Source organism: Streptomyces sp. NPDC048142 (assembly GCF_043202835.1).
In the GTDB taxonomy this organism is placed as follows: domain Bacteria; phylum Actinomycetota; class Actinomycetes; order Streptomycetales; family Streptomycetaceae; genus Streptomyces.
In genome coordinates, this window is sequence record NZ_JBIDBC010000009.1 from 1 (window position 1) to 23,519 (window position 23,519).

The window sequence follows — 23,519 nt, forward strand, 5'->3', positions numbered from 1 at the left end:
GCCCTCCCGCGCACCTGCGGGGGGTGTGGCCCAGGCGGGGGGGGGGGGGGGTGGGGGGGGCCCCCCCCCACCCCCCCCCCCCCGCCGGGTTTTGGGGGGGGGGGGGGGGGGGGGCGCCCCCCCCGGGGCGCTGCCCCGGACCCCGGTCCTCAAACGCCGGACGGGCTTGCTTTTAGGAGGCACGCATGGACTTCCGTACCGAGGCGCGCACCTGGCTGGAGAGCCACCTCGCCCACACCCCCGCCCCCGACCCACGCGTCTGGGAACGCGAGCTCGGACGCGCCGGGTGGATCGGGATCGGCTGGCCCGGCAAGGACGGCGAGCGTTACGGCAACCGCCGGGCCACCCTCGCCGAGCAGGTCGTCTGGGCCGAGGAGTACGCCCGCTCCACAGCCCCCGCCCGGATGGGCCACATCGGGGAGAACCTCCTCGCCCCGACCCTGATCACGTACGGCACCGAGGAGCAGAAGCACCGCCACCTGCCGCCCGTCGCCCGGGGCGAGACCCTGTGGTGCCAGGGGTACAGCGAACCGGGCGCGGGCTCCGACCTCGCCGGGGTGCGGACCGCCGCCGTACCGGACGGGGCCGGCGGATACGCCGTGACCGGGCAGAAGATCTGGACCTCGCTCGCCCTGGACGCCGACTGGTGCTTCGTCCTCGCCCGCACCGACCCCGGATCCACCCGCCACCACGGCCTGTCCTTCCTCCTCGTGGAGATGGACCAGCCGGGCAGGATCGAGGTGCGGCCGATCCGCCAGCTGACCGGGACCAGCGAGTTCAACGAGGTCTTCTTCGACGGGGCGCGGGCCACCGGGACCGTCGGCGGCGAGGGCAACGGCTGGCAGGTCGCCATGGGCCTCCTCGCCCTGGAGCGCGGGGTGTCCACCCTCGCCCAGCAGATCGGGTTCGCCGAGGAGCTGGACAAGGTGGTCGCCGCCGCCGTGGCGAGCGGGGCCGCCGATGACCCGGTCATCAGGGCCCGGCTCGTCACGCAGTGGGCGGAGCTGGACACCATGCGCCGGCACGCCCTGCGCACCCTCGGCTCCACCGGCGACCCGGGCGCGCCCAGCGTGGCGAAGCTGCTGTGGGGCGGCTGGCACCAGCGGCTCGGCGAACTGGCCGTGCAGGTCGCGGGCGAGGCGGGGGCCGTCGGCCCGGGGCCCTGGTCGGCGGAGCATCCCTACCGGCTGGACGACGCGCAGCACCTGTTCCTCTTCAGCCGGGCCGACACCCTCTACGGCGGCTCCGACGAGATCCAGCGGAACATCATCGCCGAGCGGGTGCTCGGCCTACCGAGGGAGCCGAGATGAGAGGCGTCGTCTTCGACGGCACACGGACCGAGGTCGTGGACGACCTGGAGATACGCGAACCGGGCCCCGGGGAGGTGCTGGTGGCGGTCGCCGCCGCCGGACTCTGCCACAGCGATCTGTCGGTGACCGACGGCACGATCCCCTTCCCCGTGCCCGTCGTGCTCGGCCACGAGGGCGCGGGCGTGGTGGAAGCGGTCGGGCCGGGCGTCGGCCACGTACGGCCCGGTGATCATGTCGCGCTGTCGACCCTCGCCAACTGCGGGGCCTGCGCCCAGTGCGACCGGGGGAGGCCGACCATGTGCCGGAAGGCCATCGGGCGTCCGGGGCGGCCGTTCTCGCGGGGCGGGAAGCCGCTGTTCCAGTTCGCCTCCAACTCCGCTTTCGCGGAACGTACGGTGGTGCGCGCCGTCCAGGCCGTCAAGATCCCGGCCGACCTGCCCCTCACCTCGGCCGCCCTGATCGGCTGCGGGGTCCTGACCGGCGTCGGGGCCGTCCTGAACCGGGCGAAGGTCGACCGGGGCGACACCGTCGTGGTCATCGGCACCGGCGGCATCGGCCTCAACGTGCTCCAGGGGGCCCGGCTGGCCGGTGCGCTCACCGTCGTCGCCGTCGACAGCAACCCGGCGAAGGAGGCGGCGGCCCGGCAGTTCGGCGCCACGCACTTCCTGACGAGCACCGGGGCAGTACGCGACATCCTCCCCGACGGGGCCGACCACGCCTTCGAGTGCGTCGGCCGCACCGAGCTCATCCGCCAGGCGATCGACCTGCTGGACCGGCACGGGCAGGCGGTGTTGCTGGGCGTACCGGCGGCGAGCGCCGAGGCGTCGTTCCTGGTCTCCTCGATGTACCTGGACAAGTCGATCCTCGGTTGCCGTTACGGCTCCTCGCGGCCGCAGCGCGACATCGCCCTGTACGCGGACCTCTACCGGGAGGGCCGGCTGCTGCTGGACGAGCTGGTGACGAAGACGTACCCGGTGGAGGACTTCGCCAAGGCGGCAGACGACGCGCACCACGGGCGGGTGGCCCGGGGGGTCCTGGTCTTCTGAACCGGCCGCGGTAGCGGGAGCGGGGCGCGGGGGCGGGCCTTCAGGAAGCGGTGTTCGCCGAGGACCGGAACGTACGCCGGTAGGCCGTCGGCGGCACGCCCAGCGCCGCCTGGAGGTGCTGGCGCAGCGAGGTCGCCGTGCCGAAGCCCGCGTCCCGGGCCACCCGGTCGATCGACAGGTCCGTCGACTCCAGCAGCTGCCGGGCCCGTTCCACCCGCTGCTGGGTGAGCCACTGGCCGGGGCTGATCCCGACCTCCTCGCGGAAGCGGCGCGTGAACGTCCGTACGCTCATCGCCTCCTGCTCCGCCATGTCCCGCAGCAGGATCGGCCGCTCCAGCCGGGTCAGCGCCCAGGCGCGGGCGGCGGTCGTGGACGCGAACTGCGGCTCGGGGACGGGGCGGTGGATGTACTGCGCCTGCCCGCCGTCCCGGTACGGGGGTACGACCGTGCGGCGGGCGATCTCGTTCGCGACGGCCGTCCCGTGGTCGCGCCGCACCAGGTGCAGACAGAGGTCGATCCCGGCGGCGACCCCGGCGGAGGTGAGGACGTCGCCGTCGTCGATGAACAGGACGTCCGGGTCGACGCGGACCCGTGGGAAGGTCCGCTGGAAGTGGTCGGCGGACGACCAGTGCGTGGTGGCGGGGCGGCCGTCGAGATATCCGGCCGCCGCCAGGACGTAACTGCCGGTGCAGATGGAGGCCATCCGGGTACCGGGCCGGACCAGGGCGAGCGCGGCGGCCAGCTCCTCGGTGAGCCGGCCCTCCTCGAAGACGGGGCCCAGCTCGTAGGAGGCGGGGACGACCACCGTGTCGGCGGTGGCGAGCACCTCCGGGCCGTGCTCCACGAGGACGGAGAAGTCCGCGTCGGTCCGGACCGGGCCCGGCGGGCGGACCGAGCAGGTCACCACGTCGTACAGCTTCCTGCCGCTGCCGCTGCCGCTGCCGCCCGTGTCCGTGCCGAGGGCCCGGCCGAAGATCCGCTGCGGAATGCCCAGTTCGAAGGGGAGCAGCCCGTCGAGGGCCAGGACGACGACGCGGTGCGGCACGGCGGCCTCCTCGTTTCGGAGAGCAGAGGAAAATCCTATAGCTGGTATGGACCACGAGTTTGGTGCGGGTGGGCGATGTGAGGGAGAAGCCGACAGGGCGCGTGTTTCTTCCCGACGCCGGGTCGGACGCGTTCTGGCTGGTGACGTGGTCCACGACGGTCCAGACGCAGGTCCCCGCCGGAGGCCCTGAACCGGCCGCGTGCCTACGATGTGGCGGGCTCGCTCCTGATGGCCGCGGCGGGCCGCGCCCTGGCCGGGCCCGGCGGCCGAGCCGGTCGGGGCGTCGGAACCGCTGATGGCGGCGGCCGTGATCCACGTGGGGGTGGTGGCAGTGTTTGTTGGTGGTCCGGCCGATCCGGCAGCCCGAGAGGACCGGGCTCGGACGAGGGCCCCGGCCCGACCCGCGGAGCCCGCCGGCGACTCCACGGTGCGCCCGCTCGCGGTCCGCACGTCCAGGGTTCGCGCGGTCGCGGCGGTGGCGGCCGTCGTCACCGTCGCCGCGGGCCTGGCCGTACGCGCGGGGGCGGACGGCGTCTTCGCCAAGTACGCGGGGAGCGCGCTCTACACGGTGCTGCTCTGCGCCCTCGTCGCCTTCTGCGCACCCCGCGCGCGGCCGGTCGTGGTGGCCTCCACAGCCCTGGCGGTGAGCTGGGCGGTGGAGTTCGCGCAGCTCACCGGCGTACCGGCGGAGCTGTCGGCGCACAGCACGGCCGCCCGGCTGGTGCTCGGCTCGACCTTCAACGCACCGGACCTGCTCTGGTACGCGGTGGGCGCGGCGGCGGCCTGGGCCGCCCACGCGGGGGTCGCTCGGCTCCGCCGCTGACCCACCCGGCCCGCGTGTTGTCGCGGCTCCGCTCGCGGCTCACTTCTTCGCGCCGGCCCGCTCCTCGCTCGCCCGCATCTCCAGTACCTCCAAGACATGGGCGCTGGTGCGCCGCCGGGAGGTGCCGCTGACGATGAGCGCCGCGCCCGCCACGGCCGTGGGGACGGACAGGGCCAGGATGCCGACGAGTTCGGGCCACCCGCGCTCCCCGGCGCACAAGGAAGGGCTGGTGTGCGAACCCCCGTATTCCATCGGGGATTCGCACTCCAGGCTGCGGGTGGGAGAGGACGACGGGACGGTGTACGGGGCCAGCAGCAGGTAGCCGAGCCAGAGCAGCAGCCCGGCCGCCACGGCGGACAGACCCACTCCCCAGGCCACGCGAGCCCCCGCTCGGCGGTCGAACTCCTGGCGGACGGCCCAGTGCATGGCGCTCCTCGTGGTGTGCTCGTACCCGCCGGGCGGCTTCTCTCGCCGGGCGGCTTCCCGCGTACAGGACGCGATCGTACGCAGCGCCTGCGCGGCCCGGCCGGGACGGTGGCGGCCTCCGTGGTCCGCATGGCGGGACCGGGCGTCAGCGTGGCCCGATTCCTGCGAACCGTGTCCTCCGGGCCACTCGTGGCGAAAGGCACAGGCCAAGAAGCTGGTCCACGTGACCGAGACCATCGAAAACGCCGCCCGGGACGACGACCGGCGGCCGCCATGCGAGCCCCGCTCCCGTCCCCGCCCCCGCGTCCACCGGGCGTGGATCGTCGCCGCCGTGACCTTCGTGACGATCATCGGCGGTGCGGCGTTCAACTCCCTGCCCGGACTGCTCATCGACCCGCTCCACACCGAGTTCGGCTGGTCCCGGGGCGAGATCGGGCTCGCGGTGTCCATCAACATGGCGCTGTACGGGCTGACCGCGCCGTTCGCCGCCGCGCTCATGGACCGCTTCGGCATCCGGCGGGTCGTGGCGGTCGCGCTCACCATGGTGGCGGCCGGGGCGGTCGCCAGTGTCTGGATGACCGCCTCCTGGCAGCTGATGATCTACTGGGGGCTGCTGGTCGGCCTCGGTACCGGGTCGATGGCGATGGCGTTCGCCGCGACCGTCACCAACCGCTGGTTCGTGGCCCGTCGGGGCCTGGTCACCGGCGTACTCACCGCGGCGGGGGCCTCCGGGCAGCTCGTGTTCCTCCCGCTCTGCGCGTGGATCATCGACGAACACGGCTGGCGGCCCGCCTCGGTCACCGTCGCGCTGGCATCCCTCGTCGTCGTCCCGTTCGTCTGCCTGCTGATGCGCGACCACCCGGCCGATGTGGGGCTCGCCCCGTACGGCGGTACGTACGTGGCGAAGCCCGCGCCGGCCCGGGGTGCCGCGCGCCGGACGGTGCGGGTGCTGTTCGACGCGGCCCGCACCGGACCGTTCTGGCTGCTCGCGGGCACCTTCGCGATCTGCGGGGCCACCACCAACGGCCTGGTCCGCACCCACTTCGTCCCCTCCGCCCACGACCACGGCATGCCGATCACGGCGGCGGCCTCGCTGCTCGCGGTGATCGGGGTCTTCGACGTCATCGGCACGGTCTTCTCCGGCTGGCTCACCGACCGCTTCGACGCCCGCAGACTGCTTGCCGTCTACTACGCGCTGCGCGGGATCTCGCTGCTGTTCCTGCCGATGCTGATGGCGCCCGAGGTGCAGCCGCCGATGATCTTCTTCATCGTGTTCTACGGTCTTGACTGGGTCGCCACCGTGCCGCCGACGCTGGCGCTCTGCCGCGAGCAGTACGGCGAGGACAGCGCGATCGTCTTCGGCTGGGTGCTGGCCTCGCACCAGGTGGGCGCGGCCGTGGTGGCGTTCCTCGGCGGGGTCGCGCGGGATGTCTTCGGCAGCTACGACGTGGTCTGGTACGCGTCGGGGGCGCTGTGCGCGATGGCGGCGCTGATGTCGCTGGTGATCCGCCGGGCCCGGACCGCCAAGACCGTATCTAGCGGCTGAACCGGCCGAACGCCCCCCGGTGGAAGAGGAGGGGCTCGCCCTCGTCCGTCGCCCCCAGCGCCTCCACCCGGCCGACCACGATGAGATGGTCGCCGCCGGTGTGCACGGCGTGGATACGGCAGTCGATCCAGGCGGGCACGGAGTCCAGCAGTGGCGACCCGGTCGCCGGGGCGTCCTCGTAGGCCACCCCCGCGAACTTGTCGGCCCCGCTCACCGCGAACCCCCGGCACAGCGCGCCCTGTCCGGCCCCCAGGATGTTCACGCAGAACGCCCCGGCGCGGGCGACGCGCGGCCAGGTCGTCGACGTACGGGCGACCATGAAGGACACCAGCGGCGGGTCCAGCGAGAGCGAGGCGAAGGACTGGCAGGCGAAGCCCGCCGGCCCGTCCGCGTCGCGGGCGGTGATCACGGTGACGCCGCTGGCGAAGTGCCCCAGCACGCGCCGGAATTCGTCCGGCGCGACGGGCCGCCGCTCGTCGTCCCGGACGGCTCGGAGGCCCGGCCGGGGCAGTGTCTCGGACGGCGTTCCGGCCGGTGCGCCCGGTGCGGCTGTCGTGGCTGCGCCGACGGACCTGAGGTACCGGACGGCGGTGGCGGCCATGCCTGCGTGTCCCATCACGCCGTCCATTAGAACTGACGGTACGTCAGATGTGAACCCGTGTGAACCCGCGTGAACTTCTGTGAACGCGCGTGAAACCGTCTTGATCCGTATCAACCCGTCTGAACCCGGGCGGACATGGGTGACAGGCCCGGCCGGTTCACGCCCCGGTGTGCCGGGCGTCGCGGCGGCCTCCCCGTTGCGCTGGCCGGAGCCGGCCTTCCACCGCTTCGAGCCGCCGGTGGTGGGTCGATCGCTGTGGGTGTGGGGCGCGGCCCGCTCCTCAGTGCCCCCGGTACTCCGGCGTCCGGCGCTCGACGAAGGACGCCACGCCCTCGTCGGCGTCGCGGGTGGCCATGTTGATCTCCTGGGCGGCGGCCTCGGCGGTGAACGCGGTGGCCCGGTCGCCGTCCAGGGAGGCGTTCACCAACTGCTTGGTCAGGGCGAGGGCCCGGGTGGGGCCCGCCGCCAGCCGGGCGGCCCACTCCTTGGCCAGGGCCTCCAACTCCCCCGCCGGCACCGTGCGGTTGACCAGGCCCAGTCGCTCGGCGTCCGCCGCGGTGAGGGCGTCCCCGAAGAACATCAGCTCCTTGGCGCGCTGCGGGCCCACCAGCCGGGGCAGCAGATACGCGCCGCCGCCGTCCGGGACGAGCCCCCGGCGTACGAAGACCTCGATGAACCTCGCCGTGTCGGCCGCCAGGACCAGATCGCAGGCGAACGCCAGATGCGCGCCGATCCCGGCCGCCGTCCCGTTGACGGCGGCGATCACCGGCTTCTCGCAGTCCAGTACGGCGGCGACGAGCCGCTGCGCGCCGAGCCGGATCGTCCGGGCGACGTCCCCGGGGGCCCGTTCGCGGGTGGGGGCCGGGGCGCCGCGCAGGTCGGCGCCCGCGCAGAAGCCGCGGCCGGTGGCGGTGAGCACGACGGCCCGTACGGCGGGGTCGGCGGAGGCCTCGGCCAGCAGGGCGATGATCCGCTCCCGCTGGTCCCAGGTGACGGCGTTCATGACCTCCGGGCGGTTGAGGGTGATCCAGGAGACACCGCCGTCGAGAGCGTGGAGGACGGTCGGGCCCGCCTCCGCCTCCCCGCTCACCGGCACACCGCCAGCGCGTCCAGGGCCACCGCGCCCTGCCCCCGGCCCAGTACCACCAGCGGGTTGATGTCCAGCTCGGTCAGGTCGTCGCCCAGCTCCAGGGCCATGCGCTGCACCCGCAGCACCACTTCGACGAGCGCGTCCACATCGACGGGGGGCCCGCCGCGCACCCCCTCCAGCAGGGCCCGGCCGCGCAGCTCGCCGAGCATGTCCCGGGCCTGCCGCTCGCCGAACGGCGGCACCCGGACCGCCGCGTCGTGCAGCACCTCCACCAGGACCCCGCCGAGCCCCACCGTGACGGTCGGGCCGAAGAGGGCGTCGTGGGTGACCCCGACCATCATTTCGACGCCCCGGTCGATCATCTGGCAGACCAGGATGCCGTCCAGGTCCACCGACTCGTACCGGGCGATGTCGGTCAGCTCGCGGTAGGCGTCGCGGACCTGGCTGGCCGAGGTGAGGCCGACCTTCACCAGACCCAGCTCCGTCTTGTGGGCGAGCCGGGGGCCGGACGCCTTCATCACCACCGGGTAGCCGACCGGACCCGCCGCCCGGACCGCCGCCGCCGCGCTGGTCACCAACTGCTCGCGCGGCACCCGGATCCCGTACGCGCGCAGGAGCTGCTTCGCCGCGTGCTCGCTGAGCTGCTGTCCCGGCCGCAGCAGGCTCCGGGCCTTGCGGAACGAGGGCGACGGGGTGCGCGGGGCGTCCTCGAAGGGGGAGCGGTAGCGGTCGGTGAAGCGGTGGTGGTCCAGGTAGGCCTTCACCGCGGTGACGCAGTTGCGAGCCGTACGGAAGGTGGCGAGACGGGAGGAGCCCAGCAGGGTGGTGCGGTAGGCGTTCTCGGTGCCGACGGGGGAGCCCCAGATGACGCAGACCAGCTTGTCGGTGGCCTCCGCCGCGTCCGCCAGGTCCTGGGCGAGCCGGTCGCTCATCGGGGGGAAGGGGCCGGTGATCGGGCAGATCAGCACGCCTACGGACGGGTCCGCGAGGATCGCGTCGATGATCTTCCGGCCGCGCCAGTCGCCGACCGGATGGCCGCCGTTGTCGATGGGGTTGGCGACGTTCAGGTAGCCGGGTATCCAGGTGTGCAGTTCGTCCTGCCTGGCGGAGGAGAGGGTGGGCAGCGAGAGCCCCGCCGTCGTCGCCAGATCCGCGAAGTGCGCGCCGGTGCCGCCGGAGATCGAGTACACCGCGACCCCCTCGGCCTGCGGCGGCCGGGCGCGGGCCAGCAGGGCGGCGGTGTCCTGGAGCTCGTCCAGGCCGTTCACCCGGATCACCCCGAACTGCCGCATCGCCGCGTCCACCACCTGGTCCGCCCCGGTCAGCTTGCCGGTGTGCGAGGCGGCGGTCCTGGCCCCGGCCTCGGTGCGGCCCACCTTCACGGCGACGACGGGGACCTTGGCGCGGGCCGCCCGGTCGGCGGCGAGCAGGAAGGAACGGCCGTCCTTGAGCCCCTCGACGTAACAGGCGATGGCCCCGACCTCCGGGAGCTGCGCGAAGTACGCGAGGAAGTCGGCGGTCTCCAGATCGGCCTCGTTGCCCGTGGGGGCCCAGTGCGAGAGGCGGATGCCCAGCTCCTGGAGGGCGTGGAGCGGGCGGCCCTGGTGCCCGGACTGGGTGATCAGGGCGATGGCGGGGCCCTCCAGGTCCTCCCGGAACCTCTCGAAGGCGTTCAGGTTGGTGTTCGGACCCAGCAGTCGCAGTCCCGAGCGCTCCACCGCTGCCGCCAGCCGGGCCTGGGCAGCCGCGCCCGCCTCCCCGGTCTCGGCGAACCCGGAGGCGAAGGCGACGGCGAAGGGCACCTTGGCCTCGCCCAGCTCCTCGATCACCGGCAGCGGGTCCGCGACCAGCAGGACCGCGAGGTCGACCGGCTCGGGAACCTCGGCGACCGAGGGGAAGCAGTCCCGGCCGAACACGGTCCGCCGGGTCGGATGCACCGGGTGCAGCCGGGCCCCGACCCGTTCGGCCCAGGCGATGAGCTGCCGGGTGATGCCGGTGTTGGGGCGGCCCTCGGTGTCCGATGCGCCGACGACGGCCACCGATCGGGGCCGGAAGAAGCGGTCCAGGTCGGGCACGGTCAGGTGCAGCGGTCGCCCGCTGACGTCGAGGCCGCCCGGGGCCGAGGCCGTCGGCAGGCTGACGACGGCGGCGTGCGGCTCCTCGCCGCAGGCCACCACCCGGGCGCGGAAGCCGGTGGTGAGGGTGCCGTGAGTCGATCCAAGCATCGTTCCGCCCACTCCTGCTCGATGGCCCGCCGGTGAACGGGCGGGGCCGGCCGGTTAGCTGACCCCTTGTCAGGTTACTGAACTGACGCTGCGTCAGGAATGGGTGTGCAGGCAAAGGCTCGGGTGAGCGCCGGGCGACCGCGCGGCGGAGCCTCCCGTGGTCACGGAGAGGCATTTCGTGGCGTAGGGTGGTGTTTACCGACGCGGGGTGGAGCAGCTCGGTAGCTCGCTGGGCTCATAACCCAGAGGTCGCAGGTTCAAATCCTGTCCCCGCTACTGAAGAACACGGCCGAGGCCCGGATCCCTGTGGATCCGGGCCTCGGCCGTGTTCCGTCGCGGCACGTCGGCGAGCCGCCGGCGCCGTACGCCCGGACATTCCTTCCGGACGCTGAGTCATGGCGGGGGCGGCCCCACCGGGCGAGGCTGGCGCCATGACCCAGACAGACACGACCTCCCCGCAGGAACCCGTACTCGTGATCGGCGGCACCGGCAAGACCGGCCGCCGGGTAGTGGCCCGGCTCCGTGAGCTGGGCGTGGAGACCCGGGCGGCCTCGCGGTCCGGCGACACCTCGTTCGACTGGGCGGACCCCAGCACCTGGGCGGCCGCCCTGGACGGGGCCACCGCCGTCTACATCACCCCGCTCGACGCCTCGCCCTCCCCGACGCCCGCCTTCGTCGGACAGGCCGTCGCGAGCGGAGTACGGCGGCTGGTGCTGCTCTCGGCCCGAGGCACGGACGAGCCCGGCTATTTCGGCCCCGGTTACGAGGGCGGCGGCCCGCACGGCGAGGGGGAGCGAGCCGTACGCGCCTCCGGGGTGACCTGGACGATCCTGCGGCCCGGCTGGTTCGCCCAGAATTTCAGCGAGGGCGTCTTTCTCGACGGCGTACGCGGTGGCGAACTGGCGCTGCCCACCGGGGACGGGAGGGCCGCGTTCGTCGACGCCGACGACATCGCGGCGGTGGCCGTCGCCGCGCTCACCGAGGACGGCCACGCAGGCCAGGAGTACGGACTCTCGGGTCCGCGCGCTCTCGGCATCGACGACGTCCTGGACGAAATCGCGAAGGAGACCGGGAAACGCGCCGCGTTCGTCCCCGTCGACCCGTCCGCGTACCGCGCCGGGCTCGTCGCGCAGGGCCTCTCGGACGAGGAGGCCGGTCTCTGGACGGACGCGCTGAAGCCGATCACCACGAGCCGGGAGGCGCCCGTCCTGGACGGCGTACGCCGGGCGCTCGGCCGGGAGCCGCGCGACTTCGCCGAGTTCGTCCGGGACGCGGCGGCACGGGGTGTCTGGGGCTGAGCCACCGGCCCCGGCACCGGCCCCGGCACCGGCCCCGGCACCGGCCCCGGCACCGGGGCCGGACGTCGGGGCCGGACGTCGGAACCGGGCCTGGGTCCGGGGCCGGAAGCGAGCCCCGGGCTCCGGGAGAGGCAGCCGCCCCGCGCCCCGGGGGCGGCTCACCCCCTCGCGGGGCCCGTGGGGCGGCTCACCCGGCCGGGGCGGCCGTCTCCACCGGGCCGGCGGTCGCGGCCGCGCGCCGGAACGCGGTCGGGCTCTCGCCGCGCAGCCGCTTGAACGCCGCGCTGAAACCGAACGCGTCCGCGTAGCCGACCCGCCGGGCCACGGCCGCCACCGTCAGCTCCGGGCGGGTCAGCAGGTCGGCCGCGAGCGTCATCCGCCATGCGGTCAGATAGGCCACCGGGCCCTCCCCGACCAGCTCGGTGAACCGCTTCGCCAGGGTCGTCCGGGAGACCCCCACCCGGACCGCCAGCTCCGCCGTCGTCCAGGGATGCGCCGGGTCCGCGTGCATCGCCCGCAGGGCCGGCCCCGCCACCTGGTCGCCGAGCGCCCCGTACCACCCCGGCGGATCCGCCTCCGGCCGGTCGAACCAGTCGCGCAGCGTGCACACCAGCAACCAGTCCAGCAGCCGGTCGAGCACGATCTGTTCGCCCGGCCGCCCGCCGCTGATCTGCCCCTCCAGATAGTCACGCAGTGGCGCGCAGTCCTGCCCCCCGGGCACCACGAGGGCGGGCGGGAGCGCCCGCAGGAGCCGCTGGGGCACCTGCGCCCGTACGTCGTAGGCGGCGGCCAGCAGCACGGTGGGGTCACCGGATCCGGGCCCGGGTGCGGCTTCCGGCGCGAGGGAGGCGCCCGGGACCACGCCCCTGCCCACCTCGCGCACGCCACCGGCCCGGCCCGCCCCCGTACCGTTCGCCGGGGCGTCGGTGAAGACGAACGGGGCCGGGCCGCGGACGATCGCCGCCCCGCCGGCCTCCAGCCGCAGCGGCTCGCCGCCCTCCGGCACGACCCACCCCCCGCCCCGCATCGGCAGACACAGGGTCAGATACGCCCGGTCGGTGAACCGCAGCGACCACGGCGCGCGCAGCACCGATCGGCCGAACACCGCGCCACTGCCCCGCACGCCCCGCAACAGCTCGTCGAACACGTCCATGACGCAACTGTAGGCAGAGCCGCCCGCGCTCCGGACGCTCACCTATGCACGGCGGACGGACGCCCATGGGCCCGGCGGGGCCGACGCGATGGACTGGGCCCATGACGACGAAGAGCACGCACCGCGTTCCGTCCGCGATCCTGGTCCTCGGGGCCACCGGCAAGACCGGCCGCCGGGTCGTGGCCCGGCTGCGCACGACCGGAACCACCACGGTCCGCCCCGCCTCCCGCTCCGGTGAGGTCCGGTTCGACTGGACCCTTCCCGACACCTGGGAGCCCGCCCTCGCCGGGGCCGAGGCGCTCTACCTGGTCGCCCCCGACGACCCCTCCCCCGTCAAGGAGTTCGTGACCCGCGCCGAGGCCTCCGGGGTGCGCCGCTTCGTGGTCCTGTCCGGCCGCGGCATCGAGCACGCGGGAGAAGGCTTCGGCCGGGGCATGGCGGCGGCGGAGGACGCGGCCCGGGAGTCCGGGGCCGAGTGGACCCTCCTGCGCCCCAACAACTTCTTCCAGAACTTCGACGAGGACCTGTGGCGGGCCCCGCTCCGCGAGGGGCGCCTCGGCCTGCCGGTCGGGGACGTCCCCGAGCCCTTCGTCGACGCCGACGACGTGGCGGCGGTCGCGGTGGCCGTCCTCACCGAGGCCGGTCACGCGGGCCGCACGTACGAACTGTCCGGCCCGCGCGCCCTCACCTTCGCCGGGGCCGCGGAGACCATCGCCCGCGTGACCGGCCGCCCCGTCCGGTACGAGGAGCTGACCCCTCAGGCCTACCGCGCCGAACTCCTCGCCCAGGGATGGCCGGAGGCCGCCGCCGACTCCCTCGGCGCGATGTTCGCCCTGCACCGCGCGGGCCACGCGGCCGAGGTGACCGACGGCGTCCGCCAGGTGCTCGGCCGCGAGGCGGCGGACCTGGAACCGTGGGCGCGGCGCATCGCGGCCACGGGGGTCTGGGCGTAGGGCCTCCCGTTGGGACCATGCCGGGCCGGGCCCTCGTTGGGACCATGCCGGGCCGGGCCTCCCGTTGGGGCCATGCCGGGCTGGGCCTCTAGGCGAACTGCCCCACCTGGTAGTCGCCGGCCGGCTGCTGGAGGATGACGCTCAACCGGTTGAAGGTGTTGATCAGAGCGATCAGGGACACCAGGGCGAGGAGCTGTTCCTCGTCGTAGTGCTTGGCGGCGTTCGCCCAGACGCCGTCCGGGACCCCGCCCGCCGCGTCCGCGATGCGGGTGCCCTGCTCCGTCAGCTCCAGCGCGGCGCGTTCGGCGTCGGAGAAGACGGTGGCCTCCCGCCAGGCGGCGATCAGGTTGAGCCGCAGCGAGGTCTCCCCGGCCGCGGCGGCCTCCTTGGTGTGCATGTCCAGGCAGCCGCCGCAGCCGTTGATCTGGCTCGCGCGGATCCTCACCAGCTCCTGCGTCACCGCGGGCAGCGTCGTGTCGTTGACGACCTTGCCCGCCGAGATCAGGTGCTTGACGAGCTTGCCCGTGACCGGGCTGGCGAAGGCGTTGAGTCGGGCGTTCATGGTGTGCTCCCTCTGCTGTCGTCCGTGGCTACACACACAGGACGGAACAGGCCTCCGAGGATGTGACATCCGAAGGAGGAGTGGCGGGTGTCGCCCGAGGAGCGGCGGGCGTTCCCCGAGGAGCGGCGGGCGCGCGGGGGCTCCGGGGCGCGGGGGCTCCGGGGCGCGCGGGGGCTTCGGGGACCTCAGCGCGACGCCCGCGCCACTCTCTTGGCGACCTTCTCGGCGTCCAGGGCCAGTTCGCGGAGCATCCCGCTGATCGGCTTGGTGAATCCGGTGAAGTAGAGCCCCGGGGCTCCCTTCGGCGAGCGGCCGCCGTGGGTGACCGGCTGGCCGTGCCCGTCCAGGACGTCCAGGTGGCCGAGCAGCGGCTCCAGGGCGGGGTCGTAGCCGGTGGCCGTGATGACGGCGTCCGGGGTGAGGCGGGTGCCGTCGGCCAGGATCACGGTGTCCTTGTCGAAGGAGGCGACCGTCGCCACCGGGGTGACCCGGCCGGCCTTCACCGCGGCGATCAGGCCGACGTCCTGGACCGGGGTCGCGCCCTCCTTCATGCGGGAGTACAGGCCCGTCGTGGGGCGGGGGAGGCCCCGGTCGGAGAGGTCGGGGGAGGCGACGCGGCTCAGCAGGCCGCTCGCCCGGTCGACGAGCCACACCGGCAGGCGGCGTATCAGGATGCCCGTGGCCTGCGCGGGCACGCCCGCCGTCGAGCGGCGCACGATGTGCGGGGCGGTGCGCACCGCGATCCGCACCCGCGAGGCCCCGCCCTCCGCCAGGTCCGTCGCGATCTCCGCGCCCGTGTTGCCGATGCCGACGACCAGGACGTCCCGGCCCGCGTACGGGGCCGGGTTGCGGTAACCCGCCGCGTGCAGCAGCTCGCCCGTGAACGTCTCGCTCCCCGGCCACCGGGGGATGCGCGGGGTGTGGTTGGAGCCGGTGGCGACGACGACCGCGCGGCCCCGCAGGACCCGCCCGCCCGTCGCGGTGAGCTGCCAGTCGCCGGAGCCGTCGGGGGCCGGGTCGATCCGTGTCGCCTCGACGCCGGTCACCACTTCCAGCTCGTGGTGCTCGGTGTACTTCTCCAGGTACCGCACCATGTCGTCCCGGCCCACCCAACGCCCGAACCTGCGCGGCATCTTCAGCCCCGGCAGCGCCGACCAGCGGCGGGTGGTGTGCAGGCGCAGCCGGTCGTAGTGGCCGCGCCAGGACGCGCCGACCCGGTCCGACTTCTCCAGGACCACCGCCCGTACGCCCCGGGCGCGCAGCGCGGCGGCGGCGGCGAGGCCTCCGGGGCCGCCGCCGATGACGTAGACGGGACGGTCGTCCGTACGGTCGGTGAAGGCGATGGCGTCGTGGCCGGCTGTGATGGACGGGCTGTTGGGCATGGTTCGGAGCGTAATCGCCCACTCTGTTGATGGGTCTCGGTCAAGAGGGGAAACGATTGCGAATTGATCACGGGCGTCGTTATGCGGTGGCCGGGTGGCCGGGTGGCCGGGTGGCCGGGTGGCCGGGTGGCCGGGTGTTCCGGGTGTTCGGCCGTCGACCCCGCGGCCGCAGCCACGGGAGCGCTCGGCGGCGGCTTGTGCGGCGTGGCTGCCGGTGTGCGGCCGACGGCGCCGAGGTGCGTGCGCGCCCCTTGCGCCGGGCCCCGGGTATCCGATGAACTGACGTACCGTCAGAAACATTTCCCTGGAGGCCCGATGCAGACGATCTGGCTCAGCGGCGCGGAGTGGTTCGCCGTCCTGCGCATAGGCCTCGGCCTGTGGTGGCTGGAGAGCTGGCGGCACAAGGACAAGAAGGGCTGGTTCGAGCGCGGTACGGGCATGGCCTGGGCGGCGGACGTCGCGGGCAGGCACCGTTGGGGCGTCGTGCGCACGGGCTTCCGGCGGATCGTCGCGCCGCACCCGAAGCTGATGGCGTACGTCGTCGTCTACGCCGAACTGGCCCTCGGGCTGGGCCTGGTGGCCGGATTCCTGACTCCGGTCGCCCTGATCGCCGGGCTCCTCCTCAACCTCCTCTATCTGGTCCTGATGATCCACGACTGGGCGGAGCAGGGGCAGAACGCGATGATGGCGCTGATCTCGCTCGTGGCCCTGTTCGCGATGGCCTGGCAGACGTGGTCGCTGGACGCGGTCCTCGGGCTGTTCCTGTGAGCCCGGGGACGACTCCGGGGCGCGCGGCGGCCCCGCGCTTCGACCTTCCGGAGCCGGACGCCTTCACCCGCCCGTACTGGGACGCGGCGGCGGAAGGGCAGTTGCTCCTGCGGCGCTGCGGCGGGTGCGGCCGGGCGCATCACTACCCGCGCGAGTTCTGCCCGTACTGCTGGAGCGAGGACGTCGGGTGGGAGCGCGCGAGCGGGGACGCGATCCTCTACACCTGGTCCGTCGTCCACCGCAACGACCTGCCGCCCTTCGGCTCCCGCGTCCCGTACGTCGCCGCCGTCGTCGACCTCGCGGAGGGGCCCCGGATGATGACGGAGATCGTGGAGTGCGCGCCCGCCGCCCTCCGCGTCGGGATGGGGCTGACGGTCACGTTCCGGGGCGCGGAGGAGGGCGGCGGGGAGGCCGTGGCGGTCTTCCGGCCCTGCGGCTGACGGGCTCCGCGACGCCCGGGGCGGGGCTGGGAAGAGCCCGGGGTCCGGACTCCGTCCGGGATACGTCCTGTCCGCGTTCGCCGCCTGTGGGAGGGTGGCGCCGGGGCCATGATCGGCGGGTACGAGGGGGCGGCGTGCGACGCTCGGGGGATGTCACGGGCTGGGCGTTCCTGGCGGAAGTGGACGGAGTCCGGCACGCCGGGCTGGCGGTGGGGCAGGCAGGGCTCAGCCCGTTCACCGGGGCCGGTGCCGGCGGAAGCCTGTTCACCCGGGCGTACGCGCGGGGGCTGGCCGCGCTCGCCTCGCTGGGCGGACTGCCGTTCGCGGACCCCGTCGACGCGCGGTGGTGCGTCCACCGGGACGCGGCGGGCATCGTCGCCGTCTTCGGACCCGGCGGCCTGGAGCTGGCGTACGACCTCGATCTGGACCTGCCGCCCGGCTGGCTGGAGACGGCTGCCGGTGCCGGATCGCTCGTCCTGGTGGTGTCCCACGTGCTGCCGGCCGCGGGCGACATGGCCGGCGTGCTGACCGAAGAGACACAGCGGGGGATGGTCTGCGCCGGCCGGGTGCGGTTCGGTCCGCCCGGCCACGCGGCGGCCGGTCCGCCCACGGTCACCTACGTCCTCGACCCGGTGTCCGTCCTGCTGGAGCTGGTGCTTCATGTGGGGGACCGGGTGCTGTCGCTCGACACGGCCAAGCTGCGGGCCCGTGAGCTGGAGCGGGCGCGGCGCGGACTGGAGCTGGAGGAAGCGCACGGGCTGACCGCCGAAGCGATGCTGGACGCGCTGACCGGCGAGGCGGCCCGGAGTCAGGGAGCGTCCGCCGATGTCCTCCACCTCTACTGGCGGTTGGCGGCCGAGGTCGCCGATGAGTGCGGGGCGGAGTCCACCTGGCGGGAGGCGGCGCTGCGTACGGTCGAGAGTGCGGCGCCGGTTCTCGCGCAGCGGTGCGACCGCTCGGTGTTCGAGGAGGCCGACGCGGTGGCGGGCCGCCTGATCGCGGAGCTGGAGGGTTCCCCGGGCCTGGCCGCGGCCCTCCTGGCCGCAGCCAGGCTGCGGCTGGCGGTACTGGGGCCGGAGGACCGGGGCGGCGACGTGTACGCCGGTGAGGAGCGGACCGTACGGGCCGCCCAGCTCGCCGCGGACCTGTACCGCTCTGAGCCGTACCGACCTGAGCCGTACCGACCTGAGCCGTACCGACCTGAGCCGTACCGGCCGCGGTCCGGCGGGCGGCGGCCGCTGCGGTTCGACTCGCGGCTGCGTGTGGAGGCACGTCAACTGCTGCTACGGGCGGCCGAGTCGGACGACCGGGAGAGCGGGCCTGGCAGTGCACTGCGCCCGATGATCCTGGCCGCGCTGGCCCAGGTGCTCGCGGAGGACGGAGGCGTGGACCAGGAGACCGCGCGGGCCGCGTTCGCCGCGCTGTACGAGACGTCCGGGGCGTCCGGGGCCGCTCCGCCGGATCTGCTGCTCTTCCTGCTCCGGTCGGTGGCGGGTACGCCCGGTACGCCCGAGGCACCTGGTACGCCCGGTGCACCCGCTACGCCCAACGCACCCGGCGCGCTCGTCGATGCCGTACGCGAGAACGTGTTCGGCTCGGACGTACCCGCCTTCCTCGCCGCGTACGGCGGTGCGGTCGCCGCCCGTACCGTCGACCAGGGCGTCAACCTCGCCCGGGAACGCGCCGACCGGCCGTTGCTCCGTGCGGCACTGGACTGGGCCGACAGGTCCTCCTCCGTCCGGGGCCCGGCGCACCGCCGGCAGCTGACGGAGGCCCGGCTGCACGCACTGCCCGACGACCCCACCGACTGCCCCGGCCCCGGCCCGCTCCCGGAGTCCTTTCCGGCGGCCTGGTCCCCGGCGCAGCGCTCGGCCGCCCTGCTGCACACCGCCGCCCACGCCCGCGACCGGCAGCAGCCCGCGCTGGGTGTCGCCCTCCTGCGGCAGGCGGGCCCGAGCGGCGGCGCGGGGGTGCGACTGCTGACGGCGGACCTGTACCGGCTGGCCGTGGAGCGGGGCGAGCCGGTGGCCGGCGGGGTTCCGTTCCCGTGGGGTCACTCCACGTACGCCGCTCTCTCCTACGCCTCGCTGAACCAGCAGGACCTGGCCCTGGCGTGCCTGCTGCCCGTCCTCCACGACCTGCCGCGACTCCGCGGCGACGACCTCAAGAAGGCCGTGTACGCGATCATCGTGGACATCCCGAACTTCGACACCAGCGGCGCTCCCGCACTCGGCGAGGTGCTGCGCGACCTCGTCCACGCCGCCGTATGGCAACTCACCGTCGAGACCGAGTCGATGCCGGTGGCGTTGATGCTCGGCCTCCACCAGGCCGGCAAGGGGCCGGAAGCGGGCGCGTGGCGCCGGATCGACGGCCCGGTCACCAGGCCCGCGCACATCGAGAACTACGTCGCGAAACTCCGCGCCCTGCAGAGCCCCACGGCCGTCGGCGGCGCTACGGCGAACCTGCTCAACGTGCTGGACGCGGACCACCGCCCCGGCGACGAGAACAACGAGGACAACGAAGACGACGAGGGCAACGAAGACGACGAGGGCAACGAAGACGGCGAGGGCGGCGCAGGCGGAGAAGTCGGCCTAGGCGGTGAGGGCGGCGAAGGCCGTGACGATCGGGAGGAGTTCGCCCGTCACCTGCGGCGGCGCATCTCCTCGTTCATCGACGACGAACTGCGCAGCCGATCGGCGGCGTTCGTGGACGACGAGCACCTGTGGGCGCGGACCGGGGATCTGCTCGACGACCGCACCGTGCTGCTCACCTGGTTCCTGCCCACCGCGACGAACGGCGCGGCCGTCCTGCTCGCCGTCACCCGCGAGGGCAGCGCGATGGTCGTGCAGCTCGGCGAGGCGGCCGAAAGCGGACCACGGGACGCCGAAGCGTACGCCGACCGGCACTCCGTCCCCGACCGGCACTCCGTCCCCGACCGGCACTCCGTCCCCGACCGGCACCCCGTCGCCGACCGGCATCCCGTCGCCGACCTGGTGGAGGCGGTCCGGACGGAGGTCGAACGCGACCCGCTCGTCGGCGACGTGACGCCGGAGGGGCGCCGGTTGCTCACCGGGTACGAACTTCCGCTCGCCACCGCCGACCAGTGGGCCGCGTGGCGCGCCCAGGGCAAGAACCGCCTCCTGCTCTGGCCGCACGGCGCACTGCACTACCTGCCGGTCGCACTCTGCTCCGGCGACGGCCGCGTGATCGCCGACGACTGGACCGTCATCAGCATCGCGGGCCTCGAAGCCCTCGTTCCCGCGGACGTCCCCGTACGCCCCCGCCGTACCGCGGTGCTCGCCTCGGCCGCCGGTGGTGTCCCCTACGGTCTGCCCGCCGAACCCGCGCTGGAGGAGCACGCCCGTGCGGTCGCCGCCGCGGTCGGGGCGACCGCGCTGACGGGCCCGGCCGCCACCCGCGCCGGGCTGCTGGCCGAACTCGCCACGGCGGACGTGGTCCATCTCGCCGTCCACGGCACCATGGACCAGGACGCGCCCTGGTTGCACTGCCTCTACTTCACGCCGGACGATGACGACGACGGCCGGGTCCTCGCCCACGACTTCCTCGAACTCGACCTGAGCGGCGTCCGCCTGGTCACGCTCGCCGCGTGCGAGTCGGCGCTGGGCCGCTTCGACCGGGCGGACAACGTCCGAGGCGTCCCGGCGGCGCTGATCACCGCCGGTGCGCAGGCCGTCGTGGGCTGCCTGTGGGCCGTCCGCCCCGAACCGGCCACGTTCTTCTTCCACCATCTGCACCTGCGGGCCGGACTCGCCGACGACCCTGAACAGGCCTTCCGCGCAGCACAGCTGGCCACCCGGGCCCGGTATCCCCCATACCGTGACTGGGGAGCGTTCACGTATCTACTGGGCCGGAGCAAGGGAGCCGACGCATGACCGAGGTACACCTGCACGAGGTCGCCCTCGTGCCGGAGCGCACGCTCGGCTCTCCGGGCGACGACGCACCGCTGCGCGGCCGGCTCACCTTCGGCTGGGACCTGCTGCCCGCCGACCACGCGAGCGCCTCCGCCGACTGGCTCACCCACGTCCGGACCACGCCCGGCCGGGAGTACCGCCACCTGCTGCTGGTGTGCTCCTTCCGCCCCGAGACCCCGCAGGCGCCGGGCGCGTTCCGGCACGCCTCCCTGGCGGTCGCGCTCACCACCTCCGACCCCGCCCGGCGGCCCGTCGCCCGCCTCATCGACCCGGGCGTACGCACCCGCCCGGCGGCGGCCGGTCCCGGCACCGGACTCAGCTTCACGGTCACCACCGGCATCGTGGACGTGGGCGTCGAGCGGCAGCCGGACGCGGGTCGCCGCCCCGGCCGGGAGGAGTGGATCGTGCGCGGTCACGGGGCGTCCCAGCCGGACCCGCAGTGGGAGTTCCGCCGTCTGCGCCGCCTGCCGCTGGTCGGCGATCATCCGGTGGCCGCCCTGGTGGAGCTTGTTCCCGGCCTGGTGAACAGCACGGATGTGCTGGTCGCCGCCGAACTGGAGCACCGCAGCTGGGGCATCCGCCGCTACCGCGCGCGCCTGGGCCCCGCGAGCCAGGACATCACGCTCAGCCCGTGAGCCATCCTGGCCTGTGAACCAACTCCGCCTGTGAGCCAACTCCGCCCGTGGACCATCCCGGTCTGTGAACCATTTCCACCCGCCCGCCGTCACCTGCCCCGCGCTCGCCTGCGCGCGCTCACCCGCCCTCCTCCTCCGCCGCCGGGGCCAGTTGCGCCAGCACCAGCCCGTGCAGCAGCTCCGGATCCACGAACTCGTCCTCCTCCGGCGCCCCGCACCGCCAGCTCAGCGGGTACGTGTTGCCGTCCGGGGCGGGGATGCCCACCCACTGGTCACGCGAGGCCGGCCCGAAGCACCTCGCGCCCGGCGGCCAGTCGTACCCGTCGCTCGCGCCCGGCGGGATCAGGAAGTACGTCCACCGTGCCCCCGCCATCTCCCGTACCACCGGACCCGGTTCGCCCTCCGTCAGGGTCGCGAGGTGCTGGAGCACGGCCTCGCCCCGTACGCCCCGTAGCCGGATGGCGTCGAAGTGGATACCGGTGAGGTGGAGTTGGTGTCCGGCGGCGGGTACCCATTCGGGGTGTTTCTTGCTCGTCATGGCTACGAGCATTCCGCCGACTGCTTAGCGTGACCAGCAGGACACGGTTCACATCGATGTGATGTGAGGAGGGTGGTGATGGCTGTGGCGAAGAGTGGTGACCCGACGCACGGACGTCGGCTCGTGGGAGAGCTGATCCGTATCCACCGGGTACGGGCCGGGCTCACGCAGAAGGCGGCGGCGGATCAGCTGCTGATCTCGGAGTCCCTGATGGGCGCGGTCGAGAGGGCGGAGCGTATTCCCTCGCGCGAAGTGCTGGTGGACGCGGAGAGGGTGTTCCGGGCGGACGGGGCACTGGAGGCGTGCTGCGAGCTGGTGGACGAGGAGAAGTACCCGCCGAAGATCCTGGACTGGGTACGGCTGGAACGTCTGGCGCGCGTCATCAGTGCGTACGAGACGATGGTGATCCCGGGATTGCTCCAGACGGAAGGATATGCGCGGGCACTGTACGAGGCGCGAGTTCCGGCGTACACGGAGCAGGAGATCGTGCGGCACGTCGAAGCCCGGATGGAGCGAGGCGCGGTGCTGATCCGGAAGACGCCGCCACGCGTGGGGTACGTCATCGAGGAAGCGATCCTGGAACGCCCCCTCGGCGGCGATGGGGTGCTCAAGGAGCAGCTTCGACACCTGCTGGAGTGCATGCGCACGATGAATCACCTGACTCTGCAAGTGATGCCGACCCGCCGCCACACCCATGCCGGTCTGAACGGGCCGATGAAGCTGATGGCCACCGAGGAAGGCCGTCACCTCGTGTATCAGGAAGGGCAAGGGGGCGCTACGTTGATCTCCAAGCCCGAACGGGTCAGCGACCTATTCGACCTTTTCGGCACCCTGCGCGCGCAGGCGCTCAACCCCTGGGAGTCTGCCGAGTTCATCGAGAAGAAGGTGGCAGAACTGTGAAGACAGGGCCCGAACTGTTCTGGTTCAAGTCCAGTTACAGCAACAACGAGGGCGGCGAGTGCATCGAAGTCGCCTACGACTGGCACAAGTCCAGCTACAGCAACAACGAGGGCGAAGCCTGCGTAGAGGTCGCCACCTGCCCCCACACCGTCCACGTCCGCGACTCCAAGGTCACCGACGGGCCCGCCTTCGCCGTCGCCCCGGCCGCCTGGACCGCGTTCCTGGACCACGCGGTCACAAGGGGCTGATCACAGCCCCGGCGCACCCCACACCGGGAACCACCGGGAGAGGTCCTTCTCGACCCGGAGGTCGTCCCCGAGGGCGCCCCGCACCTGGAGCTCCAGCTGGTTGTCCCGCTTCTCGGCACCGCCGGGCAGCGGGGCGAACGGGTAGAACGTGCCGCGCTTGTACAGGTACACGAGCGCCAGCGCCCGCCCCCCGGCGCCCTCCGCGTCCCGGAAGCCGATCAGCGAGCACAGCAGGTGCGGGCCGAAGCCGCCGTCCTGGAGCAGCGTGTTGACCGCGTGGAGGTCGTTGACCAGGGCGGCGGAGTCGTCGGCCGGGTGGCGGGCGAGCAGCCAGGTGTAGCCGTACGCGTCCCGGCTGAACTCCACCGGGATGCCGCCGCGCTCCGTATCCGCGTCCAGCAGTTCGCGTACGTCCTCCTGGAGGCGGGCGAAGCCGCCGCCCTCGACGCCCGCGAAGCAGACCGAGCCCAGGCCGGTCGGGGTGAATCCGGCGGCGGCCTGAAGCGTGAGGGCGGCGGAGGGGACGGCGAAGAGCTGGTCGAGGTCGGGGCGGACCGGTTTGCTCCGGCCGAGGATCGCGTCGAGCAGGCCCACGGGC

The 23,519-nt window shown here is 73.7% G+C and carries 22 protein-coding genes and 1 tRNA gene; 13 read left to right on the forward strand and 10 right to left on the reverse strand.

All coding sequences use genetic code 11. The annotated features are described in order from the left end of the window. Positions 1-185 precede the first annotated feature (185 nt). Complete coding sequence (locus ACGF2Y_RS13945) at positions 186-1,310, forward strand: acyl-CoA dehydrogenase family protein (RefSeq protein WP_392946224.1); 1,125 nt, start codon at positions 186-188, stop codon at positions 1,308-1,310. Next, the gene (locus ACGF2Y_RS13950; RefSeq protein WP_392946227.1) at positions 1,307-2,356 is read left to right on the forward strand and encodes a Zn-dependent alcohol dehydrogenase; all 1,050 of its coding nucleotides are present in this window, start codon (positions 1,307-1,309) and stop codon (positions 2,354-2,356) included. Before ACGF2Y_RS13945 ends, ACGF2Y_RS13950 begins: the two co-directional genes overlap by 4 nt. Before the next feature lie 40 nt (positions 2,357-2,396). On the opposite strand, the gene ACGF2Y_RS13955 is transcribed toward ACGF2Y_RS13950, so the two are convergent. Next, complete coding sequence (locus ACGF2Y_RS13955; protein ID WP_392946230.1) at positions 2,397-3,401, reverse strand: GlxA family transcriptional regulator; 1,005 nt, start codon at positions 3,399-3,401, stop codon at positions 2,397-2,399. Between the two features lie 427 nt (positions 3,402-3,828). On the opposite strand from ACGF2Y_RS13955, the gene ACGF2Y_RS13960 reads away from it, so the two are divergent. Continuing rightward, entirely contained in the window at positions 3,829-4,224 is a 396-nt protein-coding gene (locus ACGF2Y_RS13960) for a DUF2809 domain-containing protein (RefSeq protein ID WP_392946232.1), read from the forward strand. 39 nt (positions 4,225-4,263) lie between these two features. Here ACGF2Y_RS13960 and ACGF2Y_RS13965 read toward each other — a convergent pair whose 3' ends face one another. Next, positions 4,264-4,650, reverse strand: a complete 387-nt coding sequence (locus ACGF2Y_RS13965) for a hypothetical protein (RefSeq protein ID WP_392946234.1) — start codon at positions 4,648-4,650, stop codon at positions 4,264-4,266. Between the two features lie 223 nt (positions 4,651-4,873). Between ACGF2Y_RS13965 and ACGF2Y_RS13970 the strand changes: the two genes are divergently transcribed. Then, the gene (locus ACGF2Y_RS13970) at positions 4,874-6,196 is read left to right on the forward strand and encodes an MFS transporter (RefSeq protein WP_392946236.1); all 1,323 of its coding nucleotides are present in this window, start codon (positions 4,874-4,876) and stop codon (positions 6,194-6,196) included. Here the strand turns inward: ACGF2Y_RS13970 and ACGF2Y_RS13975 are convergent. The 3 genes from ACGF2Y_RS13975 to ACGF2Y_RS13985 all read right to left on the reverse strand — a co-directional run bounded on the left by ACGF2Y_RS13975 (position 6,186) and on the right by ACGF2Y_RS13985 (position 10,112). Next, positions 6,186-6,797, reverse strand: a complete 612-nt coding sequence (locus ACGF2Y_RS13975; RefSeq protein WP_392946759.1) for a flavin reductase family protein — start codon at positions 6,795-6,797, stop codon at positions 6,186-6,188. The genes ACGF2Y_RS13970 and ACGF2Y_RS13975 overlap by 11 nt on opposite strands. Before the next feature lie 280 nt (positions 6,798-7,077). Then, complete coding sequence (locus ACGF2Y_RS13980; RefSeq protein ID WP_392946238.1) at positions 7,078-7,893, reverse strand: enoyl-CoA hydratase/isomerase family protein; 816 nt, start codon at positions 7,891-7,893, stop codon at positions 7,078-7,080. Further along, positions 7,884-10,112, reverse strand: coding sequence for an acetate--CoA ligase family protein (locus ACGF2Y_RS13985; RefSeq protein ID WP_392946240.1), 2,229 nt, complete (start codon positions 10,110-10,112; stop codon positions 7,884-7,886). The genes ACGF2Y_RS13980 and ACGF2Y_RS13985 overlap by 10 nt, the downstream gene beginning before the upstream one ends. A 202-nt stretch (positions 10,113-10,314) precedes the next feature. Between ACGF2Y_RS13985 and ACGF2Y_RS13990 the strand changes: the two genes are divergently transcribed. Then, positions 10,315-10,388: transfer RNA gene (locus ACGF2Y_RS13990), tRNA-Met, on the forward strand. Positions 10,389-10,543: 155 nt separating this feature from the next. After that, positions 10,544-11,410, forward strand: a complete 867-nt coding sequence (locus ACGF2Y_RS13995) for an NAD(P)H-binding protein (RefSeq protein ID WP_392946243.1) — start codon at positions 10,544-10,546, stop codon at positions 11,408-11,410. Between the two features lie 187 nt (positions 11,411-11,597). Here ACGF2Y_RS13995 and ACGF2Y_RS14000 read toward each other — a convergent pair whose 3' ends face one another. Then, entirely contained in the window at positions 11,598-12,563 is a 966-nt protein-coding gene (locus ACGF2Y_RS14000) for an AraC family transcriptional regulator (RefSeq protein ID WP_392946246.1), read from the reverse strand. A gap of 101 nt (positions 12,564-12,664) precedes the next feature. On the opposite strand from ACGF2Y_RS14000, the gene ACGF2Y_RS14005 reads away from it, so the two are divergent. After that, positions 12,665-13,516, forward strand: coding sequence for an NAD(P)H-binding protein (locus tag ACGF2Y_RS14005; RefSeq protein ID WP_392946249.1), 852 nt, complete (start codon positions 12,665-12,667; stop codon positions 13,514-13,516). An 88-nt stretch (positions 13,517-13,604) separates the two neighbouring features. Here the strand turns inward: ACGF2Y_RS14005 and ACGF2Y_RS14010 are convergent, their stop codons facing one another. Then, positions 13,605-14,078: a carboxymuconolactone decarboxylase family protein gene (locus ACGF2Y_RS14010; RefSeq protein WP_392946252.1), complete on the reverse strand. Its 474-nt coding sequence runs from the start codon at positions 14,076-14,078 to the stop codon at positions 13,605-13,607. A gap of 185 nt (positions 14,079-14,263) precedes the next feature. Continuing rightward, positions 14,264-15,460 carry a flavin-containing monooxygenase gene (locus tag ACGF2Y_RS14015; RefSeq protein ID WP_392946255.1) on the reverse strand — a complete coding sequence of 399 codons (1,197 nt, stop codon included), beginning with the start codon at positions 15,458-15,460 and terminating at the stop codon, positions 14,264-14,266. 315 nt (positions 15,461-15,775) lie between these two features. Between ACGF2Y_RS14015 and ACGF2Y_RS14020 the strand changes: the two genes are divergently transcribed. The 4 genes from ACGF2Y_RS14020 (at position 15,776) to ACGF2Y_RS14035 (ending at position 21,235) form a co-directional block, all read left to right on the forward strand. After that, positions 15,776-16,228 carry a DoxX family protein gene (locus tag ACGF2Y_RS14020; RefSeq protein WP_392946257.1) on the forward strand — a complete coding sequence of 151 codons (453 nt, stop codon included), beginning with the start codon at positions 15,776-15,778 and terminating at the stop codon, positions 16,226-16,228. Further along, positions 16,225-16,668: a Zn-ribbon domain-containing OB-fold protein gene (locus ACGF2Y_RS14025; protein ID WP_392946260.1), complete on the forward strand. Its 444-nt coding sequence runs from the start codon at positions 16,225-16,227 to the stop codon at positions 16,666-16,668. Before ACGF2Y_RS14020 ends, ACGF2Y_RS14025 begins: the two co-directional genes overlap by 4 nt. A 134-nt stretch (positions 16,669-16,802) precedes the next feature. After that, complete coding sequence (locus ACGF2Y_RS14030) at positions 16,803-20,561, forward strand: CHAT domain-containing protein (RefSeq protein WP_392946263.1); 3,759 nt, start codon at positions 16,803-16,805, stop codon at positions 20,559-20,561. Next, complete coding sequence (locus ACGF2Y_RS14035; protein WP_392946266.1) at positions 20,558-21,235, forward strand: hypothetical protein; 678 nt, start codon at positions 20,558-20,560, stop codon at positions 21,233-21,235. Before ACGF2Y_RS14030 ends, ACGF2Y_RS14035 begins: the two co-directional genes overlap by 4 nt. A gap of 118 nt (positions 21,236-21,353) precedes the next feature. Here ACGF2Y_RS14035 and ACGF2Y_RS14040 read toward each other — a convergent pair whose 3' ends face one another. Beyond that, the gene (locus ACGF2Y_RS14040) at positions 21,354-21,773 is read right to left on the reverse strand and encodes a hypothetical protein (RefSeq protein WP_392946269.1); all 420 of its coding nucleotides are present in this window, start codon (positions 21,771-21,773) and stop codon (positions 21,354-21,356) included. A gap of 123 nt (positions 21,774-21,896) precedes the next feature. Here ACGF2Y_RS14040 and ACGF2Y_RS14045 point away from each other — a divergent pair, with 123 nt between their 5' ends. After that, positions 21,897-22,673, forward strand: a complete 777-nt coding sequence (locus tag ACGF2Y_RS14045) for a Scr1 family TA system antitoxin-like transcriptional regulator (RefSeq protein ID WP_392946272.1) — start codon at positions 21,897-21,899, stop codon at positions 22,671-22,673. Further along, on the forward strand, positions 22,670-22,921 hold the full coding sequence (locus tag ACGF2Y_RS14050) for a DUF397 domain-containing protein (RefSeq protein WP_392946275.1): 252 nt from the start codon (positions 22,670-22,672) through the stop codon (positions 22,919-22,921). The genes ACGF2Y_RS14045 and ACGF2Y_RS14050 overlap by 4 nt, the downstream gene beginning before the upstream one ends. Here the strand turns inward: ACGF2Y_RS14050 and ACGF2Y_RS14055 are convergent, their stop codons facing one another. Next, positions 22,922-23,515 carry a hypothetical protein gene (locus ACGF2Y_RS14055; protein ID WP_392946277.1) on the reverse strand — a complete coding sequence of 198 codons (594 nt, stop codon included), beginning with the start codon at positions 23,513-23,515 and terminating at the stop codon, positions 22,922-22,924. Between the last annotated feature and the right edge of the window lie 4 nt (positions 23,516-23,519).